Origin of the sequence: Vibrio mytili, from assembly GCF_049563345.1 — a bacterium.
GTDB lineage: Bacteria > Pseudomonadota > Gammaproteobacteria > Enterobacterales > Vibrionaceae > Vibrio > Vibrio mytili.
Window position 1 is genome coordinate 1,225,211 of the sequence record NZ_CP110481.1, and the last position, 16,756, is coordinate 1,241,966.

12 protein-coding genes are annotated in these 16,756 nt (G+C 45.5%); 8 read left to right on the top strand and 4 right to left on the bottom strand.

Annotated features, from left to right (window positions below; all coding sequences use genetic code 11):
* The first annotated feature begins 3 nt into the window (after positions 1–3).
* Positions 4–1,206, top strand: coding sequence for a Bcr/CflA family multidrug efflux MFS transporter (locus ONE56_RS05720; RefSeq protein ID WP_041156545.1), 1,203 nt, complete (start codon positions 4–6; stop codon positions 1,204–1,206).
* Positions 1,206–1,865: a DUF2913 family protein gene (locus ONE56_RS05725; protein WP_423840385.1), complete on the top strand. Its 660-nt coding sequence runs from the start codon at positions 1,206–1,208 to the stop codon at positions 1,863–1,865. Before ONE56_RS05720 ends, ONE56_RS05725 begins: the two co-directional genes overlap by 1 nt.
* 135 nt (positions 1,866–2,000) lie before the next feature.
* Here the strand turns inward: ONE56_RS05725 and ONE56_RS05730 are convergent, their stop codons facing one another.
* Genes ONE56_RS05730 through ONE56_RS05740 form a run of 3 tightly spaced genes read right to left on the bottom strand, consistent with a single transcriptional unit; the run spans position 2,001 to position 7,300 of the window.
* Positions 2,001–3,983: an MtrB/PioB family decaheme-associated outer membrane protein gene (locus ONE56_RS05730; protein WP_423840386.1), complete on the bottom strand. Its 1,983-nt coding sequence runs from the start codon at positions 3,981–3,983 to the stop codon at positions 2,001–2,003.
* Between the two features lie 10 nt (positions 3,984–3,993).
* Positions 3,994–4,980: a DmsE family decaheme c-type cytochrome gene (locus tag ONE56_RS05735; protein WP_423840387.1), complete on the bottom strand. Its 987-nt coding sequence runs from the start codon at positions 4,978–4,980 to the stop codon at positions 3,994–3,996.
* A gap of 52 nt (positions 4,981–5,032) precedes the next feature.
* Positions 5,033–7,300 (bottom strand): OmcA/MtrC family decaheme c-type cytochrome, encoded by a 2,268-nt coding sequence (locus tag ONE56_RS05740; protein ID WP_423840388.1) that lies wholly within the window; start codon positions 7,298–7,300, stop codon positions 5,033–5,035.
* A gap of 578 nt (positions 7,301–7,878) precedes the next feature.
* Between ONE56_RS05740 and ONE56_RS05745 the strand changes: the two genes are divergently transcribed.
* A complete protein-coding gene (locus tag ONE56_RS05745) occupies positions 7,879–8,502 on the top strand; it encodes a c-type cytochrome (protein ID WP_423840389.1) in 624 nt (207 codons plus the stop codon).
* Positions 8,503–8,544: 42 nt separating this feature from the next.
* Positions 8,545–9,150, top strand: a complete 606-nt coding sequence (locus ONE56_RS05750) for a NapC/NirT family cytochrome c (protein WP_423840390.1) — start codon at positions 8,545–8,547, stop codon at positions 9,148–9,150.
* Positions 9,151–9,281: 131 nt separating this feature from the next.
* Here ONE56_RS05750 and ONE56_RS05755 read toward each other — a convergent pair whose 3' ends face one another.
* Positions 9,282–10,727: a DUF2867 domain-containing protein gene (locus ONE56_RS05755; RefSeq protein ID WP_423840391.1), complete on the bottom strand. Its 1,446-nt coding sequence runs from the start codon at positions 10,725–10,727 to the stop codon at positions 9,282–9,284.
* 95 nt (positions 10,728–10,822) lie between these two features.
* Here ONE56_RS05755 and ONE56_RS05760 point away from each other — a divergent pair, with 95 nt between their 5' ends.
* The 4 genes from ONE56_RS05760 to ONE56_RS05775 all read left to right on the top strand — a co-directional run bounded on the left by ONE56_RS05760 (position 10,823) and on the right by ONE56_RS05775 (position 16,629).
* Positions 10,823–12,196 carry an MATE family efflux transporter gene (locus ONE56_RS05760; RefSeq protein WP_041156543.1) on the top strand — a complete coding sequence of 458 codons (1,374 nt, stop codon included), beginning with the start codon at positions 10,823–10,825 and terminating at the stop codon, positions 12,194–12,196.
* A 203-nt stretch (positions 12,197–12,399) separates the two neighbouring features.
* Positions 12,400–13,071, top strand: a complete 672-nt coding sequence (locus tag ONE56_RS05765; protein WP_041156625.1) for an ABC transporter ATP-binding protein — start codon at positions 12,400–12,402, stop codon at positions 13,069–13,071.
* Complete coding sequence (locus tag ONE56_RS05770) at positions 13,052–15,505, top strand: ABC transporter permease (protein ID WP_331438225.1); 2,454 nt, start codon at positions 13,052–13,054, stop codon at positions 15,503–15,505. The genes ONE56_RS05765 and ONE56_RS05770 overlap by 20 nt, the downstream gene beginning before the upstream one ends.
* Positions 15,505–16,629, top strand: a complete 1,125-nt coding sequence (locus tag ONE56_RS05775; protein WP_423840392.1) for a lipocalin-like domain-containing protein — start codon at positions 15,505–15,507, stop codon at positions 16,627–16,629. Before ONE56_RS05770 ends, ONE56_RS05775 begins: the two co-directional genes overlap by 1 nt.
* Positions 16,630–16,756 lie beyond the last annotated feature (127 nt).

A 16,756-nucleotide genomic window follows, 5' to 3' on the forward strand; every position in this document is an offset into this window, starting at 1 on the left:
AGAATGACAGAAAAAGCACAAAGTGCTCCGCAGTCTCAAATCGGTTTTTTATTATTCCTCGTCCTTGGGGCGATTGGAGCACTAACACCGCTTGCTATCGATATGTATTTACCTGCAATGCCAACGATCGCAAAAGATCTGGGGGTTTCTGCTGGTGCGGTACAAATCACGTTGACCGCTTACACCGCCGGCTTTGCTGTTGGTCAGCTCATTCATGGGCCACTCGCAGACAGTTTTGGCCGTCGACCAGTGCTTATATTAGGCGTGTTATTCTTTGGCTTAGCGGCTGTTGTTAGTGCGACGACAAACGGTATTGATGCGCTCACTATAGTACGTACAGCACAAGGCTTCGCTGGTGCGGCGGCAGCCGTGATTATTCAAGCGGTTGTGCGCGATATGTTCGACCGAGAAGATTTTGCGCGTGCAATGTCGTTTGTTACGTTGGTCATCACAATGGCGCCTCTCGTTGCGCCAATGATTGGTGGTCACCTGGCGATTTGGTTTGGTTGGCGTTCAATCTTTTGGGTATTGGCGATTTTTGCAACCATCGTTATTTTGTTGGTGCTTTGGAAAATTCCAGAAACCCTCAAACCTGAAAACCGCCAACCTCTGCATTTTCGCACCACGATAAGAAACTATGCTCGTCTATGTTCAAGTCCGGAAGCATTAGGACTTATGCTTTCAGCAGCGTTTTCCTTCTCGGGAATGTTTGCTTTCCTCACCGCGGGTTCGTTTGTTTATATTGACTTATACGGTGTTCGACCAGATTACTTTGGTTACTTGTTTGGTTTGAATATCGTTGCGATGATCATCATGACCAGTCTTAATGGTCGATTAGTGAAAAAAGTGGGTTCTCACGCCATGCTTCGGTTTGGCTTGTTTATCCAGTTAGCGGCAGGTATTGGTTTATTTGTTTGTTGGCTAATAGGGCTAGGTTTGTGGGGGACGGTACCTTTTGTTGTCCTGTTTATCGGTACCTTGTCAACGATTGGTAGTAACGCAATGGCATTGCTACTGAGTGGTTACCCGTTAATGGCAGGAACCGCCTCTTCGTTAGCGGGTACGTTAAGATTCGGTATGGGCTCATTGGTTGGCATGTTGGTCGCTGCACTCCCAGGCGGGGTTGCATGGCCAATGATAATCGTTATGTTTGCCTGCTCTGTACTGTCAGCACTGTTTTATTGGACTTTAGGACGAAAGGCATAATGTCTAACTACACCAAAGAAATTAAACACTTAGTCAACACGGCTCTGGAAGAACTCGATCAGGAACACCGTAGTGGCAAATTGGCGAACGCCCCAGTGGCGAACAATCATTACTTGGTACGCTGGGTGACGAAAGCACTCAAATCTCAGCGTTTTGGATCAACAGTTGCTAATGATCTGACGCGCTGGCAGAAAGCGGGTCGCTCTAAGGGTAATGATGCGGGGCTGTTGTTTATTTTTAAGCGAATCTCGGCTTATTACGAACAGTTTTTCCCTAACGGGGAAGAATCGAAAGTGATTAAAGATTCTGATATTGAAGCATTCTTAGATGCAATGGAACAAGCAGGCTGGGAAGTCTCGACATCTGAACAGTTAATTGGGTGTGGGAAAGTACAAATCTTTACTGAAGGTAAAAACTCATTGGCTTTGTGTGCAGATCAATGCGACAGCTGCTTTGATGGCGATATGCTCGTTAAACCCATGAGTTGGTTTGTGCGCGGAAACCATGCGGAGTTTGTAGAAAAAGCGTCTCAAGCGGGCTTTATGGTGCATAAGGTCACGGACTACAAGTCGATGGTGAAATACCACGGTGAGTATCTGATTTTTCCTGCAAACGAAGGTAACCAGCTGGCAGAGATACCGCTTAACTTTCCAGTCTAAGCTTGTAAAGATCGAACAAAAAAGCATCATGAATACACAGTGTTCATGATGCTTTTTTCTGGTGTTAGCTCTGCGCGCTTATCTATTATCTACCGCATTGGTAGTGCAAACTCAAACGACTTCAAGAGTTTCGATTTAGAATCGATACTTCCAATGCACGCCGCCATAAATGCCGTTGTAATCTTGTAAGACGCCACCCATCGTATAATCTTCATTGTTGAATAGATAATCTTTTTCTGAGTAGTCCTCATAATGAAGGTTAAGCTGGACACTCTGGTTCTCAGATATCTCATAATCCGCATTGGCTTCAATTCGGGACGACTTATATTCGTTATCCGGATATTGGTAGTCATTAGAGCTCGTTGAGGACTTGCTATCGGCCTGACTGTAAGTGTAATCGAAGGAGAGCGATAGTTTATTTTCAAGTAAACCAGATTGACTGACGCCAAAGCCAACTGTGGTGATATCGTCTTTTAATTTGGCTTTGTATCGATTCCAGTCGGCAACGTCAGAGTTCGCGAGTTGTTGTTCTGAGCGAATCATTTGTTGGTTAAAAAATACATGTCCGCTTAGATCTTCAGCAAGGTTGAAATTGACACTTAAATCGTAACCGTAATCTTCTCCTTCACTGAGACCAATGTCTGGTTTTGCATAGTCATCATTGCCATACCAAAGCTCTGTAATCACTTGAACGTCTGGCGAAATGTCATAGCTGCCGTCAGCCCTTATTTCGACGCGATTTTTGTCTGCCATGTAGTACTGACGCAGATTCGGAGAGTCACTACCATAAGACTGCCAACTAGAACCATCACGGAAGGCATAAGAGAGTTTCCCTCCGACTTGCCACGGACCTTCTGGGCGGTAACGTGCACCTAGGGATAGGCTTTGTTCATTAGTGCGCTCACGATCGGCGTATTCTCGCTTGTCTTGTGTGTAGTCGTAACCCGCATTGACTTTTAAATCACGATCGACGCGATGAGTGACCGTCGCCTCTAGTTTTGTCTTAGTGCGGTCATAACTGTCTCGAGTTGATCCCACCACATCACTTCTGTCTGAGTCATCATCTTTGTCTAAGAAGTCAGCAGAGAGTTTGAATGCCGTTTGTCGGGACAGTTTGTTGTGGTAATCCGCACTAATTTGCCATGTGTTGGTTTCTCCGTGAAATGTGTCTGAATTCGTAGGCGATGAAGAGTAAGGCCGTAATCCCGCATCCGAAGTGGCTTGTGACCATAAAATTCGTCCATTAAGCGTTTGTTGATTTAAACGATAATTGCCGGAAACGGAGAGTTGGTGGAAGTCGTTGTCTGGCTCGTAAGAAAACTGGTTTGCATAAGGGTTTGAGACTCCACCGAAATAGAGTGCGGAAGCATCATTACGAAAGAATGAACCGCGATAGGCAACGTCAATTAACCAAAGTTCTTCCATGTAGCTTAAGCCCACTTGCGTGTTCAAAGTCTCGTGGTCGACAGCTTTGGGAATGAACCCAGGCCCACTACCGTAATTTGGTATTGATGCTGTATACAGGGAAGCGGTACCTTCTTTATGTTCATGCTTCATAGAAGCGTATGGCTTCCAAGGCGTATTGGGTGTGTACTTCAGTTCGAACTTGAAGGTGTCTCGCCTGACTTCTTGTTCATATTTTGACAGTTCACCACTGGTTAGCGTAGTCCCACCGCCATGGTAGGCACTTAATGAAGAGCGGTTCCAGTAATATGGGGTTTGGTTGTAACTTCCTAAGAAACGCAAACCATCATACTCACCGAGCTCCCATTGAACCATAAAGCGTTCCAACCCGAGGTCATCGACAACGATACGATGGTAGAAACCGTCATCTTCGTAACGTTCGAGGTTTGCATTCAAGTTGGCGTTTAAGTGTCCGTTGTCGGCAGTCGTACCATACACTGGTGGATTCCAATTATAAAACCTCGTTGAATCACCATTATCGAGGTAACCAATCCCCACGCCCACTTCGCCACTCCATAAACCATCGCTACTGCAATTGGTGCAATTCCAGCGACTGGTATCCGCTTCTTGTGCATTTTTCAGCGAGTAATCGTCCGCTTGCACCTGCATGGATAACACAAGGGAAATAGCAATACTGATGTTTGATAGTTTCATGCCACCCTCCTTAATATCTTAATGTATGGCCACGTGGGTGATTAGAACCATGTACTTGGGTGTGACAGTTCATACAGCTGCCACCTCGTACCCGTAAATCGTTCTCAGGAATAGAAACGTTTGCATGTGGAACGCGGTGACATTCTTGGCACAACATCGGCAAACGTTTATTGAGCATCGCTTGGTTAACGGAGCCATGAGGGGAGTGACAGCTGGTGCAGTCCTCCGTGACTGGTTCATGTTCCCATAAATTCGGGCCACGTTTTTCCGCGTGACACTCGTAACAAGTGTCATTAATGGAGGACCAGTTGAGACTGGCTTCATTTAACGTTTGGTGCGGGTTGTGACAATCTGAACAGGTCATGACCCCATCGATCACTGGATGGCGACTACGTTTGTGAATGTCCGATTTGGTTTTAACATGACAATCTGTGCACTTGTCCGCTTGCAGCTCTGCCACCATCATTGGATCGTCTTTTTGATGCAGTTGGTGACAGCTAGCGCAGGAAAGACCTTCAAAAGCGTGCTCGCTGCTGTGCCATGTGGAACGTTCTGCATCTTGGTGGCAAGACAAGCATACGCTGTTTTGTTTTTCTACTGGGACTGGAGAGCGAGGACCAAAAGTGATCATGGGCTCTCTCACTTGCCCTTTACGTGGGTTGCGCTCATGGTTGTTGGCTGGGCCGTGGCACGCTTCACACTGTCTGTCGTTCATTGGACCGTGTATGTTGGCCGACTTACCATGGATATTTTCGAATATACCAGTAGCTGGTTTGTCAGATGTATCATCATGGCAGCGAAGACAGCCATCTGGACCTCGACGTGAATATTTCCCTTCAGAAAATTTCGTATCCAGTATGGTCTGCATGTCTTCTCGAGTTAACGTTGCAGCTTCAGGTTCCGCCTCGGGTTCGGTTGTGTCTTCGGAGCTAACCGAAAAATTAACCCCAACCGCGAGTACGAGTACCAATAACCACCGCTGAATAATTGCTCTCATAACAATTCCTTTTTCATCCTTAATCGTCAATTATTTATGATCAATGACGTTTTCAACGGTAGTCATATACCTTGTGAACCTTATCGACGCCTTGAGACTGGCCGATAGCATGACAAGTTGAGCATTGCTCTGAACCCATCGCTTCTTCAGCAGTGTCAGCGCCGAAGACTGCTCCGTTATTCAACATATGGCTGAGTATGGCGTCGCCCGCTACAGTTTCAGGGTCGGCATTGGCCAATGCGGATTCAAGGTGGCATGCACCACAAGCGACTAAAGTTGGACTGAAGTACTTGCCACTGGCTAACGATGGTCGAGTATTTTGTTGGCTAGGCAGATTAAATTGCGAACTTGTATGACAAGCTTCACAGTTGTTGAGTGCTCCTGGGAAAGGCGACTCACCGCTTCGTGCAGAGCCAAAGGCGTGATAAGAGTGAACGTGGTATTTCAGGTCTGCAGCCATTCCCGGATAGAAAGCTGAACGTTCAGAGTTATGACAGTTTTTACATTGCTGAATGTCTGTCGCAGCATGTGGGTGATCGCCCAGTTTGTGAACGGTTAACTCTTTATGGCAGTTATTACAGCTGCCAATGTCGGCACCGACAGGCAATTTATGATCAAGAGGGAGTCCACCAATACCAAACGAAGCGGATGCGTTATTGGCCGCAATAACGAATGGGTACTTGATTAAGTCGATACCTGTAAAGTTGACACACTCACTAAGTGCCGCGTTTATTCTGTCGGCGCAAAGCGGCATGTCCGCCATATTCACGGTCAATTTAGAGGTTGAATCTGGTTTAATCGTTGATGCGCTGAAGTCTTTTTGGCAAGTAAACAACCCATTGCCTTCGGCGACGCAGCCATCACCAATCGTTCCATCTGCGTTCATATCAAGGGTATTGTTTGCCAACATCGGTCCTTCTCCGTTATCCCAGTTGAGAAGAAGGTTTAGGTGGCCACTGGTGTTGATATATGGAGTGACAGCATCAAGGCTATTAACGCCTACACCATCTTTTTGGACGCGAACTTGAATTTCAAAGTTGTCGTCAACAAAACGAGCTTGTTCAATGCCAATATCTAGCGTGTCTCTCGCGGTTGAAAGATTTGCCAGACGCATCATATGAACGGTTTTAGCGCTTCTGCTTGCGTCTTCGCCGATGATTGGGTCGCCATTTTCGTCGCGCTCATAAGGACGATGACATCCAGTGCAAGTATTCTGTGGCGAACCATTACTACGAATCCAGGCTGTACCCACTTGATTAGCATGGGCGCCGCGGTCTCGAAATAAATGGCATGTTTCACACGCAACTTGTGTTGGATGTTCAAACCAGTTATTTGCATCTGAAGCTTTAGCCGTATCTGTAGAATGGCATGTCGTACAGTTGCGTGCATCTTGTGGGAAGAGGCTGCCTTCAACAACCAAACCATTAATATCGGTGACGAGCTGTTCACTGTCATCAACGGGTTGTTTGTAGGTTGTAAGGTCGTTTCTGTCACTACCAAGTTTAAAGACATTACCGTGGTATTGGTGGACGACCGCGGCAAGGGGTCTGCGAGCCGGTGCCGCACCTGGATTACTGTCGTTGTGACAAGAAGTACATACGGCAATATTGTTGTCTATTGAACGGTAACCGGGTCCATGATGTAGAGGTTCGTTCATATGGCAATTAGCACATGTCCCATCCTCTATGACGTTTCGTGATACGGTACTTTCAGAAGTCGTTCCCGGTACCCATTCGTAAACGTGGGTAAAGCCAATATCCTGGTCACCATAGGCGAAAACAATGCGGTGTAATTTATCTTCATCCCACGGGATGTAACCGCCGTTGTCGGCTGAATCCGCGGGATATGGATCGGCTACCTTCAAAATGTCAGGTATTGCAAAAGTGTAGCGGTAACCGTTATCCGTTTTTTCTAGCTCACCATCCCAAACACTTTCCATTGATGCTCTGTTATTTACGGCATTACTGGAGTGGTGAAAACTTTTCCAATAAGTATTGCCGTTACGTCCGTTGTAATAGTAGGCGGGATCATTGGTGTCACTGACGTCAGCACGTGCTGGCATGGCCTTTAGCACGGCAATGCGGAAGTCTTTGTCCGTATCGAAATTGTATTCGCGTCCCGCACCATCGAGAACCGAAAAATCAACCACAAGCTTTGTTTCAGATCCAGTTTCGGAGGGGACCAGCATCGGCGTTTCAATGTCAACTTTGAATGAGCTTACATCTGGTGGGGGGGAGTTTTGATCGTTTTTACCACCGGGTCCACAGGCTGCCATGAGAATGGCAAGGGTTATTATGAATATGGATTTTAAAGTGTTCATTTTCCCTCTCGTTTTCACCTAATAAAGTTAAATAAAAGTGGGACTGACAAAGATACAACTTCCGGAATTTCCAGCCTTAGCTATGACGAATGATAGTTTGGCTTCTCTACGTTTCCTTCGAACGTATGTTATCCAACCTGTGTTGAACACATGGACGGTGGGAAATAACAGGTTGTAACATCTCATTAACGTATTGTTGCTATGAGTATAGACACATTCTAATGATTCCCCCCTATGTCATGACAATTATTGTGTACTTCAGATGATTAGTAACTCGATGAATATGTTGCTTATTATTTGTTTTTCATGCATATCAAACACTTGCTAATAGTATGGCTGATGTTTTTCGGCTCGATATCTGCAAATATAAAAATCGTGGTCTAGTATGTAATCATTATGTTAAATGTGTATGGGCGGAAGCGATTATAAGAGAAGTATCTAAATCATGTGTAGAGTTCTCGATTGAGCGCATATGCTCGCTCAACTACAAAGAAACACGCTAGTTACATATCTTATTTTGTCGTGTCTTTCACGCTCGTGTTTGTTGATTGAATGTTTATGAATAGGAATGAGAACCTATGTATTCTTCTATAACAAAAACGCGCTCTGCGCTGGCGTTAATGGCGATAAATTTTGTTTTTGTATCTGGTGTTCAAGCCTCGGCTTCTGAGTTGATCGAGCGTTTTGAGTGCGAGGCTTGTCATGGACCAGGTGGAGTTTCAATCGATACAAATATTCCGTCAATAGCCGGTCTGCCAGAGTTTAACTTTGTCGATCAAATGCTTTTATATACGGAAGGTCGGCCTGCATCTACAGTCAAGCATGTTTACGGTGACAAGAGTAAAAGTGGCGATATGGCCAGCATTATGGGAAGTCTTTCAGAGCAGGATGTAGAGGAACTGGCTGCCCATTATTCGCAGTTAGATTTTGTTCGCGCAAAACAAGAGTTTGATCCAGCTCTTGCTAGCAAAGGAAAAATAATACACGAAAAAAACTGCGCTAGCTGTCATGTAGATGGGGGAAGTGACCCGCTAGACGAGAGTTCTATTTTAGCTGGGCAGCAAAAAGGCTACTTGCTGTCAACTCTCAAGCAGTTCCATAGCAGTGAACGTTCTGTCGATAAAAAAATGGATGATGCCGTTAAAAGCCTCAGCAATGACGACTTAGTTGCATTGTCCGAGTTTTACGCAAGTTATCAATAACTCAACGTTATAGCTTTAGTGCTGAAAAGCGAGGCAGAGCGTATGGGATGGTGGAATAAACCAAACAAGAAGTGGATGCTCGGTATTCCATTCGGTGGCGTCGTTGCGTTTATTTTGGGGGCGGCTGCGGTAGGTGGTTACCATGGCGTGATGGGATTTTCTAATAGCAACGATTTTTGTTTTGGGTGTCACATCGGAATGGACACCATTGTTGAAGAGTATCAGGAATCGATTCACTTCAAAAACTCAAAGGGTGTTATTGCGGCTACGTGTAGTGATTGCCATGTTCCTCGTGAGTTTTTCCCTAAAATGATAGTTAAAATTACCGCGACGGCAGACATTTTTCACAAATTGTCCGGGGACATTACGCTGGAAAACTTTGAGTCGGAGCACCGTCCTAGACTTGCCGATATCGTAACGAAGCAATTTATCGCTGAAAAATCCAAGCAATGTAAATACTGTCACCAAGTGGATAGAATGGATTTCGAGGCCCAAGGCCGAACCACTGCGCGACGCCACCAGATGATGGAGTCTAGAGGTCAATCCTGTATCGATTGTCATGCTGGTATTGCCCACAAGTTACCAGAGGAGCAACCTGAAAGTAGTGAAAGTGAAGAAGAGCCAGTAGACATTTCTTTGGTACGTTAGGTATTTGGTACGTTAGGTATTTGGTGAGTTAGGTATTTAACGCATTGTTTTCTTAACGCGTTATTTACTTAACTCATTAGGTCTTTAGCGCATTTGGCCGTGTGCACAATCGGTTCTGTCTTTCAGGCGAGTCAAGGAGCACTTGAAGTGTTTTCTGCTTCTTTGGCCATTGTTCTTACCATACCTTTAAATATGAACAAGTGGGCTGGCATCATCGCAAACCAATAAAGAAGACCTAAAAACCCTTGTGGATGCCACCATGCGGTAATGTCGAGTTCTCTTTCATCTCCGTGGTCTTTGATGGTTATTTCTAAACGCCCAAGCCCGGGACCTTTCATTCCAAAAAAAAGCGATAAAAACTGGTTTTCTTCACATCGAATCACTTTCCAAGAATCAATAAAATCACCGACTTTTAATCCTGGACCAGGAGGGGATACTCGGATTGGCTTGCCGCCACCAAAAAAAATATCCAACCACTCGCGGGTTCGCCATAAAATATTGGCAAAATAGTAGCCTTTTTCTTGGCTACCAATTTTTTGTGCGACTGCCCATAGCGCTTCGACTGAAGCTTTGGTTTTGATACTCGCTCCCGCTTGTTTGGGATAGTAACCGTAGCCTGGTTGCCAACGTTGTAAAGCGGCAGGTTCAAATCCCCAAACATTGCTGCGTACAAAAACGCCTTCTGTTTGAATAGCATCCTTAACGGATTGTTCATAACTGATCAGCGTTTGCGGAAAGCGTTTCTCGATCTCTGACGCGTCGGCAATGTAATCGTGCTCTAAACCTGCGAGTAAGGCTTTACCAATGTTAGCCGGTACAGATGTCACAAGCCCAAGCCAATAAGACGCCATTTTAGGAGTCAGAAGTGGGGTTGACCATAGCCGATAGCGTTTATTGGTTGCGTGACAAATAACTTGGAATTGTTCACGGTAACTTAATGTATCCGGGCCTCCGACTTCATACGTCTGGTGCTCTTTTGGCGGTGGAGCAGAGGCCAGCGAGAGCAAGTAGTGGTTTAAGTTAGGAAGAGCAATAGGGTTCGCTTTAGAATCCACCCACTTCGGGGCGATTAATAATGGTAAATTGTAGACAAAGTCGCGCATTATCTCGAACGCAGCTGAACCGGGGCCGATAATGACGCCGGCTCTTAGCTCGGTGACCGGCACACCAGACTTACGAATGATTTTTCCGGTGGCTTTGCGTGCATCTAAGTGGCGAGAATTGCCGGTTTGTGGCTGAATTGCACTAAGATAAATAACGTGCTGAATACGGCTGTTTTCCAAGGCGGCTTTAAAGTTCTCTGCTAACTGCAATTCGTATTCAACAAAGTCATGACCTTGCGCCATTCCGTGAACAAGAAAAAACACCAAATCAAAGTCATTGACCGCTGAGAGAGTGGCTTCTGCGTCCGCTAAATCCAAATAGGCAAGAGTTAAGTTGGGATGCGGTCGTGTTCTGGACTTCAGGTAGTCAACATGTCGAGCAGCTGCAGTGACGGCGTAACCTTTGTCGAGTAGTAATGGGATTAACTGTGAACCAATATATCCAGACGCTCCAAGTACCAACACCTTTTTCATTCTTTGCCCTTTTTATTGTTGGTGGAATATTCACCGATAGGTATAATCATGAAACACTTTTCCCAATCTATCAATAAGTTGTCGCCGGAGCTCATGTGACCTTTTTTTCTCAACTAACGATTCACGCAGACAAAGCCTTTTTGCGCCGTTTATTTGCTATTGCGCTTCCCATAACCTTGCAAAGTATTATGTTTTCGAGTCGCAGTTTGGTGGACGTTCTGATGCTGGGGCAACTTGGAGAAGCGGAGATCGCTGCTGTTGGTGTCGCCGCACGAGCAACTTTTGTCACCACGATCATGCTGGTGGGCGTGACCACTGGGGGCGCTTTGTTGACGGCTCAGTATTGGGGAGCAGGGGATAAAGTCGGCGTCAGGCAGAGTACGTCACTAACCTGGATGATCGCTATGGTATTTGCCGGGCTGGCCGTTGTACTGTTTGTCTTGTTTCCTGAACCGGTGATGAGTTTAACCACTGACTCTCAAGAAGTGATCGAATTGGGGGCGAGTTATCTGGTGATTTCTTCCGCCAGTATGTTTGCTGTTGCTTGTGTGGCTAGTATGGCTGTTGGTTTACGAGCGATGCACCAACCTGGCCTGAGCACCTTCTTTAGCGGCATAGGCATTGTTTCTAACGTTTTTTTAAACTGGGTGCTGATTTTTGGGCACTTTGGGTTTCCTGCTCTTGGTATTGTCGGTGCGGCGTTAGCAACGGTAATCAGTGGCGCGATTGAAGTGGGCTGCTTGTTTGGTTATTTATGGTGTAAGAAACACATCATTGCGTTTGGTTGGCAAGATATTAAAGCTAGCTTGGTATTGGATAAAGTCACTCGATTTTTAAGTCTTTCTCTGCCAACAACATTTAACTTCTTGGCATGGGCTGGCGGACTCTTTGTGTACCACGCGATAATGGGGCAAGCAGGTGTGCAAGGTTTGGCCGCATTATCAGTTATGACGCCAGTGGAATCGGTAGCACTTGCAATGATGATAGGGCTATCTAACGCGGCTGCGGTTTTGGTTGGTAATCAGTTGGGGGCAAAAAACTTTGACTCTGTTTACTACCAAGCGTGGGCTACGGTGATTTTGAATGTGATTATTGCCCTCTTGGTTGCCGTTGCACTGCTCATATCACATCAATGGATACTGAATGCGTTTAGCGCATTGACCACGGAAACTCGGCACCTGGCTGAGCAGTTTATGTGGATTCTGGCGCTTGGTGTTGTACTTCGTTCTGTTCCTATGATGGTGATTGTTGGTGTTTTGAGGGCTGGCGGTGACGTTAAGTTTTGCTTATATCAGGATATTCTCGCGCAATGGGTGATTGGCATTCCTTTGGCGGCTTTTGCCTCCATTTATTTGGGGTGGGAGCCGCAATGGATTTATTTACTTTTTTTAACCGAAGAAGTGGTGAAATGGGTCATTTCGTTACCACGTGTTGCCAGTAGAAAATGGATGAACAACTTGATTGGATGATGAATTACGTTGTCGCAGATTGCATTTTTTGTTGGTGAATCGATCTGAAATTGACTTAATTTTCAACACAATTTATTCGATATATTGAATTGAGTTACATTTGGAGAGCAGTAATGTGACCGGTAGTCCAAATTACTTTCTACAAACAGGATTTTAGTGTAGATTCGGAACCCAATTTTAATATCTTCTGAGCGATGCAATTCATGTTAAGACTGTCAGACCTATGCAAAGGCTATTTAGATGGGGAAGAGTTTCACCCTGTATTGCAAGGGGCAGAGTTAACATTGCAGCGGGGCGATCAAGTGGCGCTGATGGGTGAGAGTGGCTCTGGCAAAAGTACGCTGCTTAATTTGATTGCGGGCCTCGATACAGCAGATTCTGGAGAGATCCAGTACCCTGACTTTCTCATGCATGATGCTCCCGAGTATTTAAGAACTCGTTATCGTCGCAACAATATCGGCAATATTTTTCAACAGTTTAATCTGCTGCCTACCTTGAATGTTGCTGATAACATCCGTTTTTGCCGCCAACTCAAAGGGTTACCAGAAGATAAAGGCTTGTGGCGACAAATTCTCTCTGCGCTTGATCTAATGCCGTTGCTTGGGCGCTATCCTGAAGAGGTCTCTGGTGGTCAACAGCAACGAGCGGCGATTGCACGCGCGCTCTACATGGAACCGAAGATACTTCTTGCTGATGAACCGACTGGCAGCCTAGATGAACGAAACGCAGAAGCAGTGATGCGTTTGCTTACCACGCTTTCCCGACAACTCAATTGTACTTTATTGCTAGTGACACACAGTGAAAAAGTGGCCGCTCATATGGAAGGGAAAATTCGGCTCCAAGGAGGACAGTTGCATGTTATGGCCCGTAGTTAAGGCACTACTTGGTCATTACCGTCGATACCCACTACAGATTATTCTGGTTTGGTTGGGTCTAACGCTTGGCGTGTCGCTACTTGTTGGCGTTACGTCCATTAACCAGCATGCAAAAGAAAGCTACGCGACCGGCGAAAAGCTATTTTCCAACCCGTTACCGTATCAAATTCGAACTAAGCACTCTGCCAATAAGATCCCTCAAGGTTTTTATATCCAATTACGCCGCTCTGGTTTCGAACAGTGTGCGCCTTTTGACGTCCTGCATTTGGATGCCAATACCGATATAAACCTTATGCTAATTGGCATTGACCCAGTCACCATGATTGCTTTGGATGAAGGCAAAACATTGAATGAAATGCCTATCTTGTCCTTGATAAAACCACCGTATCCGATTTTAGTCAGTGATAACTTAGCTTCGTACATGAATTGGCATGACGGTGATTTCATTGCAATGAATGATGGCAGCCATTTAGGTCCAATTCAGGTAGATACTCACGAACTCCTTTCTGGTACAAGGTTGGTGGCTGATATTTCTTTGTTGCGCATGCTGCAAAGGAGTTCGGGATTAAGTGCGATTTCTTGTGGTGAAATGTCCGATGAAAAATTAACCGCACTTAAAAATATGCTACCAAGCGGAATGACGTTAGTTCATAACACTCGCACGGAACTCGAGTCTATTACCAAAGCATTTCATATGAACCTGACCGCAATGGGAATGTTGTCGTTTTTGGTTGGGCTATTTATTTTCTACCAAGCAATGTCTTTGTCGCTGATACAGCGTCAGCGCCTCGTTGGCATATTGCGTCAAACTGGGGTAAGCGGTGCGCAACTTGCTCAAGCATTGCTACTTGAGTTGTCTCTGTTAATCTTGTTCGCATGGGCATGCGGTAACTTTTTTGGCTTGATGCTTGCCAATCAACTAATTCCAACGGTTTCCACCAGCTTGGGCGATCTTTACGATGCAAATGTAAGCCTAGAGATCGGTTGGTCATGGCATGCCAGTCTGTATAGTTTGCTTCTCTCGGCGATGGGGGCTCTGATCTCTTGTATTTGGCCGTTAGTGCGACTTCTTAAATCACAGCCGATCCGACTTTCGTCTCGTCTTTCCTTAATGCGTTTTACTGGACGTGAGTTTACATGGCAGGCGATAGCTGCTTGTGCATTTTGTGTTGCTGCTGTGGGTATTTATCAAGCGCCAAAAACACAAGAAACAGGCTTTCTTATCATTGCATTAATGATGATCAGTGTTGCACTGTTTATGCCATTTATCATATGGCATGTCTTTCAAAGTTTTTCTTATACCATGCGCTGGGTACGGGTACGATGGTTCTTTGCTGACGCCGCGGCCAGTATGAGCTATCGCGGTGTGGCGACCATGGCATTTATGCTTGCGCTTGCGGCTAACATCGGTGTGGAAACCATGGTGGGTAGCTTTAGGGTCACGACCGATAAGTGGCTTAGCCAACGTCTTGCAGCCGACATTTATATCTTTCCGAATAATAACTCAGCGGGTCGTATTAGTGGCTGGTTGGTTGAACAGCCAGAAGTTGAATCGGTATGGTGGCGTTGGGAAAAAGAAATTCCGACCACTCATGGTACGCTTCAGGTTGTTAGCACTGGCATGTCAGAAGGTGAACTCGACTCGTTGACTGTTAAGCTTGGTGTTCCAAACTATTGGTACGCTTTGCATCAAACGAAAAGTATCATGGTCAGTGAGTCAATGGCATTGAAGCTTGATATTCGTCCGGGCGACTACATTGATTTAGAGGGCGAGCTTGGCGGTGGTTGGCGTGTTGTTGGTGTGTATTACGATTATGGCAATCCCTACAGTCAGGTGATGATGTCCCACCGGAATTGGTTACTCGCATTTGCCGGAACAGGAAATGTAGGGCTTGGTGTCAAACTACAAGAAAACATCAACGGGCAAGGTCTTAAGAGTCGTTTGGAAAAGGTGTTCCGTTTGCCACAAGATAGGGTCTTTGATAACAGCAGCATCTACAAACAAGCCATGCGGGTATTTGACCATACTTTTGCTATTGCGGGGACCTTAGGTAACATCACGTTGATTATCTCTGTGTTTGGTCTATTTTTTGCCACGCTGGCGGGGGAGTTTTCGCGACAACGCCATTTCGCATTGCTTCGTTGTATGGGGGTTTCCGTCAAAGAATTGGTTGCGCTTGGAGGACTTCAGTTGTTTGCCTTTGGCGCTCTATCCGCCATAATTGCGGTTCCACTAGGCTTAGCACTTGCGCATTTGATTGTTGATATTATTATTCGACAATCGTTCGGTTGGACATTGCAACTGCAAACCATTCCTTGGCTGTATGCTAAGACGATCGCTTGGGCGATGTTCGCGATAATGATTGCAGGGGCGTTGCCTGTGATTCGAATGATTAAACGTACACCGATGAAGTCATTGAGGGATGCGTTGTAATGATGAAAATAAACGCTAAAGTTCGCCGTTTCGCTTTGCTGCTTTTTCTTACCTTATTGCTTAGTTTTGCGGGTATTGCGGCGTATTCATTGCTTGATCAAACAGACGAAGTCCATCAAAAGGAGCATTTACCCTCCATTCTCACTACAGAAAGTAATACGGTCTTTGAACCGGTTTTACCTGACCAACATGTCTCCTTACCTTCTGATTTTCGCTTCCATCCTAATTATCAGCACGAGTGGTGGAATTACTTTGCGCATTTAAAAGATGAAAGTGGCGCGGCGTATGACGTCCAATGGAGTTTTTTTCGAGTCGCGACGGATGAACGTGAAACTAGCGGTTGGCAAAATCCTCAATTATATATGTCGCACATTGTTATCAGCCAAGGTGACCATGTCTGGAAGAAGCAGAAAATCGCGCGAGGTGGTATCGGTCAAGCTGGGGTCAATAATCGACCATTTCGTATGTGGATCGACAGTTGGAATTGGCGCTCGTTAGGGAAAACACCTTTCCCCGGCAATATGAAAGTACAGACTGAAACGTTTGGTGTTGACCTGAACACAACATCAAATGGACCATTTGTTGTCAACGGGGATAAAGGGTTCCAAGTTAAACATGCCTTACAATCGGTAGCATCGTTCAGTTTTAGTGTGCCTTTTTTGAGCGTCAATGGGGCATTAAACTTAGACGGTAAGCGCATTCCCGTTAAGGGTTCGGCATGGGTACAAAAAGAGTGGGGCAGTGGGCTTGTTGGCGAGGGACAAAAAGGATGGGATTGGTTGATCTTCAATCTCGACGATGGACGGGCATTAACGGTGAGCCGTTATCGTCATGCTGGCCAGTTGCCTCACATTTTTGGCACTTTATCTACTCGCTCAGGTCAGGTATTTAACCTGACAGAGAATGATATCAACATCACACAATTGCAAAAGACGAAAGTGTCTCAGGGAAAACGGTTACCACTGACGTGGATAGTCGATATCCCTAAGTATGGAATTCGACTAAAAACTCAGGCTGTTAACTCTGAAATGTGGTTACCTTTTGCCATCCCTTTTTGGGAGGGGCCTGCTACAGCGTCAGGTACACATAATGCGTGGGGCTTTATGCAATTCATTGGTTATTAATTGAGTGTAACCTATTGATAAGAATAACTTATATAAGTTTGTCTATGTGTCGTTTTTGTATATAAAATCGTCATATTTGCGTTATCATAAGGGCGTTCAAGCTGCTATGCTCACTATTGTTAACTAT

What these genes read in the sequence shown, in the direction of transcription:
- ONE56_RS05755 (WP_423840391.1), bottom strand. Translation starts at nt 10,727, where the DNA reads ATGAAAAAGGTGTTGGTACTTGGAGCGTCTGGATATATTGGTTCACAG.
- ONE56_RS05725 (WP_423840385.1), top strand. Translation starts at nt 1,206, where the DNA reads ATGTCTAACTACACCAAAGAAATTAAACACTTAGTCAACACGGCTCTG.
- ONE56_RS05765 (WP_041156625.1), top strand. Translation starts at nt 12,400, where the DNA reads ATGTTAAGACTGTCAGACCTATGCAAAGGCTATTTAGATGGGGAAGAG.
- ONE56_RS05770 (WP_331438225.1), top strand. Translation starts at nt 13,052, where the DNA reads ATGTTATGGCCCGTAGTTAAGGCACTACTTGGTCATTACCGTCGATAC.
- ONE56_RS05745 (WP_423840389.1), top strand. Translation starts at nt 7,879, where the DNA reads ATGTATTCTTCTATAACAAAAACGCGCTCTGCGCTGGCGTTAATGGCG.
- ONE56_RS05740 (WP_423840388.1), bottom strand. Translation starts at nt 7,300, where the DNA reads ATGAACACTTTAAAATCCATATTCATAATAACCCTTGCCATTCTCATG.
- ONE56_RS05775 (WP_423840392.1), top strand. Translation starts at nt 15,505, where the DNA reads ATGATGAAAATAAACGCTAAAGTTCGCCGTTTCGCTTTGCTGCTTTTT.
- ONE56_RS05730 (WP_423840386.1), bottom strand. Translation starts at nt 3,983, where the DNA reads ATGAAACTATCAAACATCAGTATTGCTATTTCCCTTGTGTTATCCATG.
- ONE56_RS05750 (WP_423840390.1), top strand. Translation starts at nt 8,545, where the DNA reads ATGGGATGGTGGAATAAACCAAACAAGAAGTGGATGCTCGGTATTCCA.
- ONE56_RS05720 (WP_041156545.1), top strand. Translation starts at nt 4, where the DNA reads ATGACAGAAAAAGCACAAAGTGCTCCGCAGTCTCAAATCGGTTTTTTA.
- ONE56_RS05735 (WP_423840387.1), bottom strand. Translation starts at nt 4,980, where the DNA reads ATGAGAGCAATTATTCAGCGGTGGTTATTGGTACTCGTACTCGCGGTT.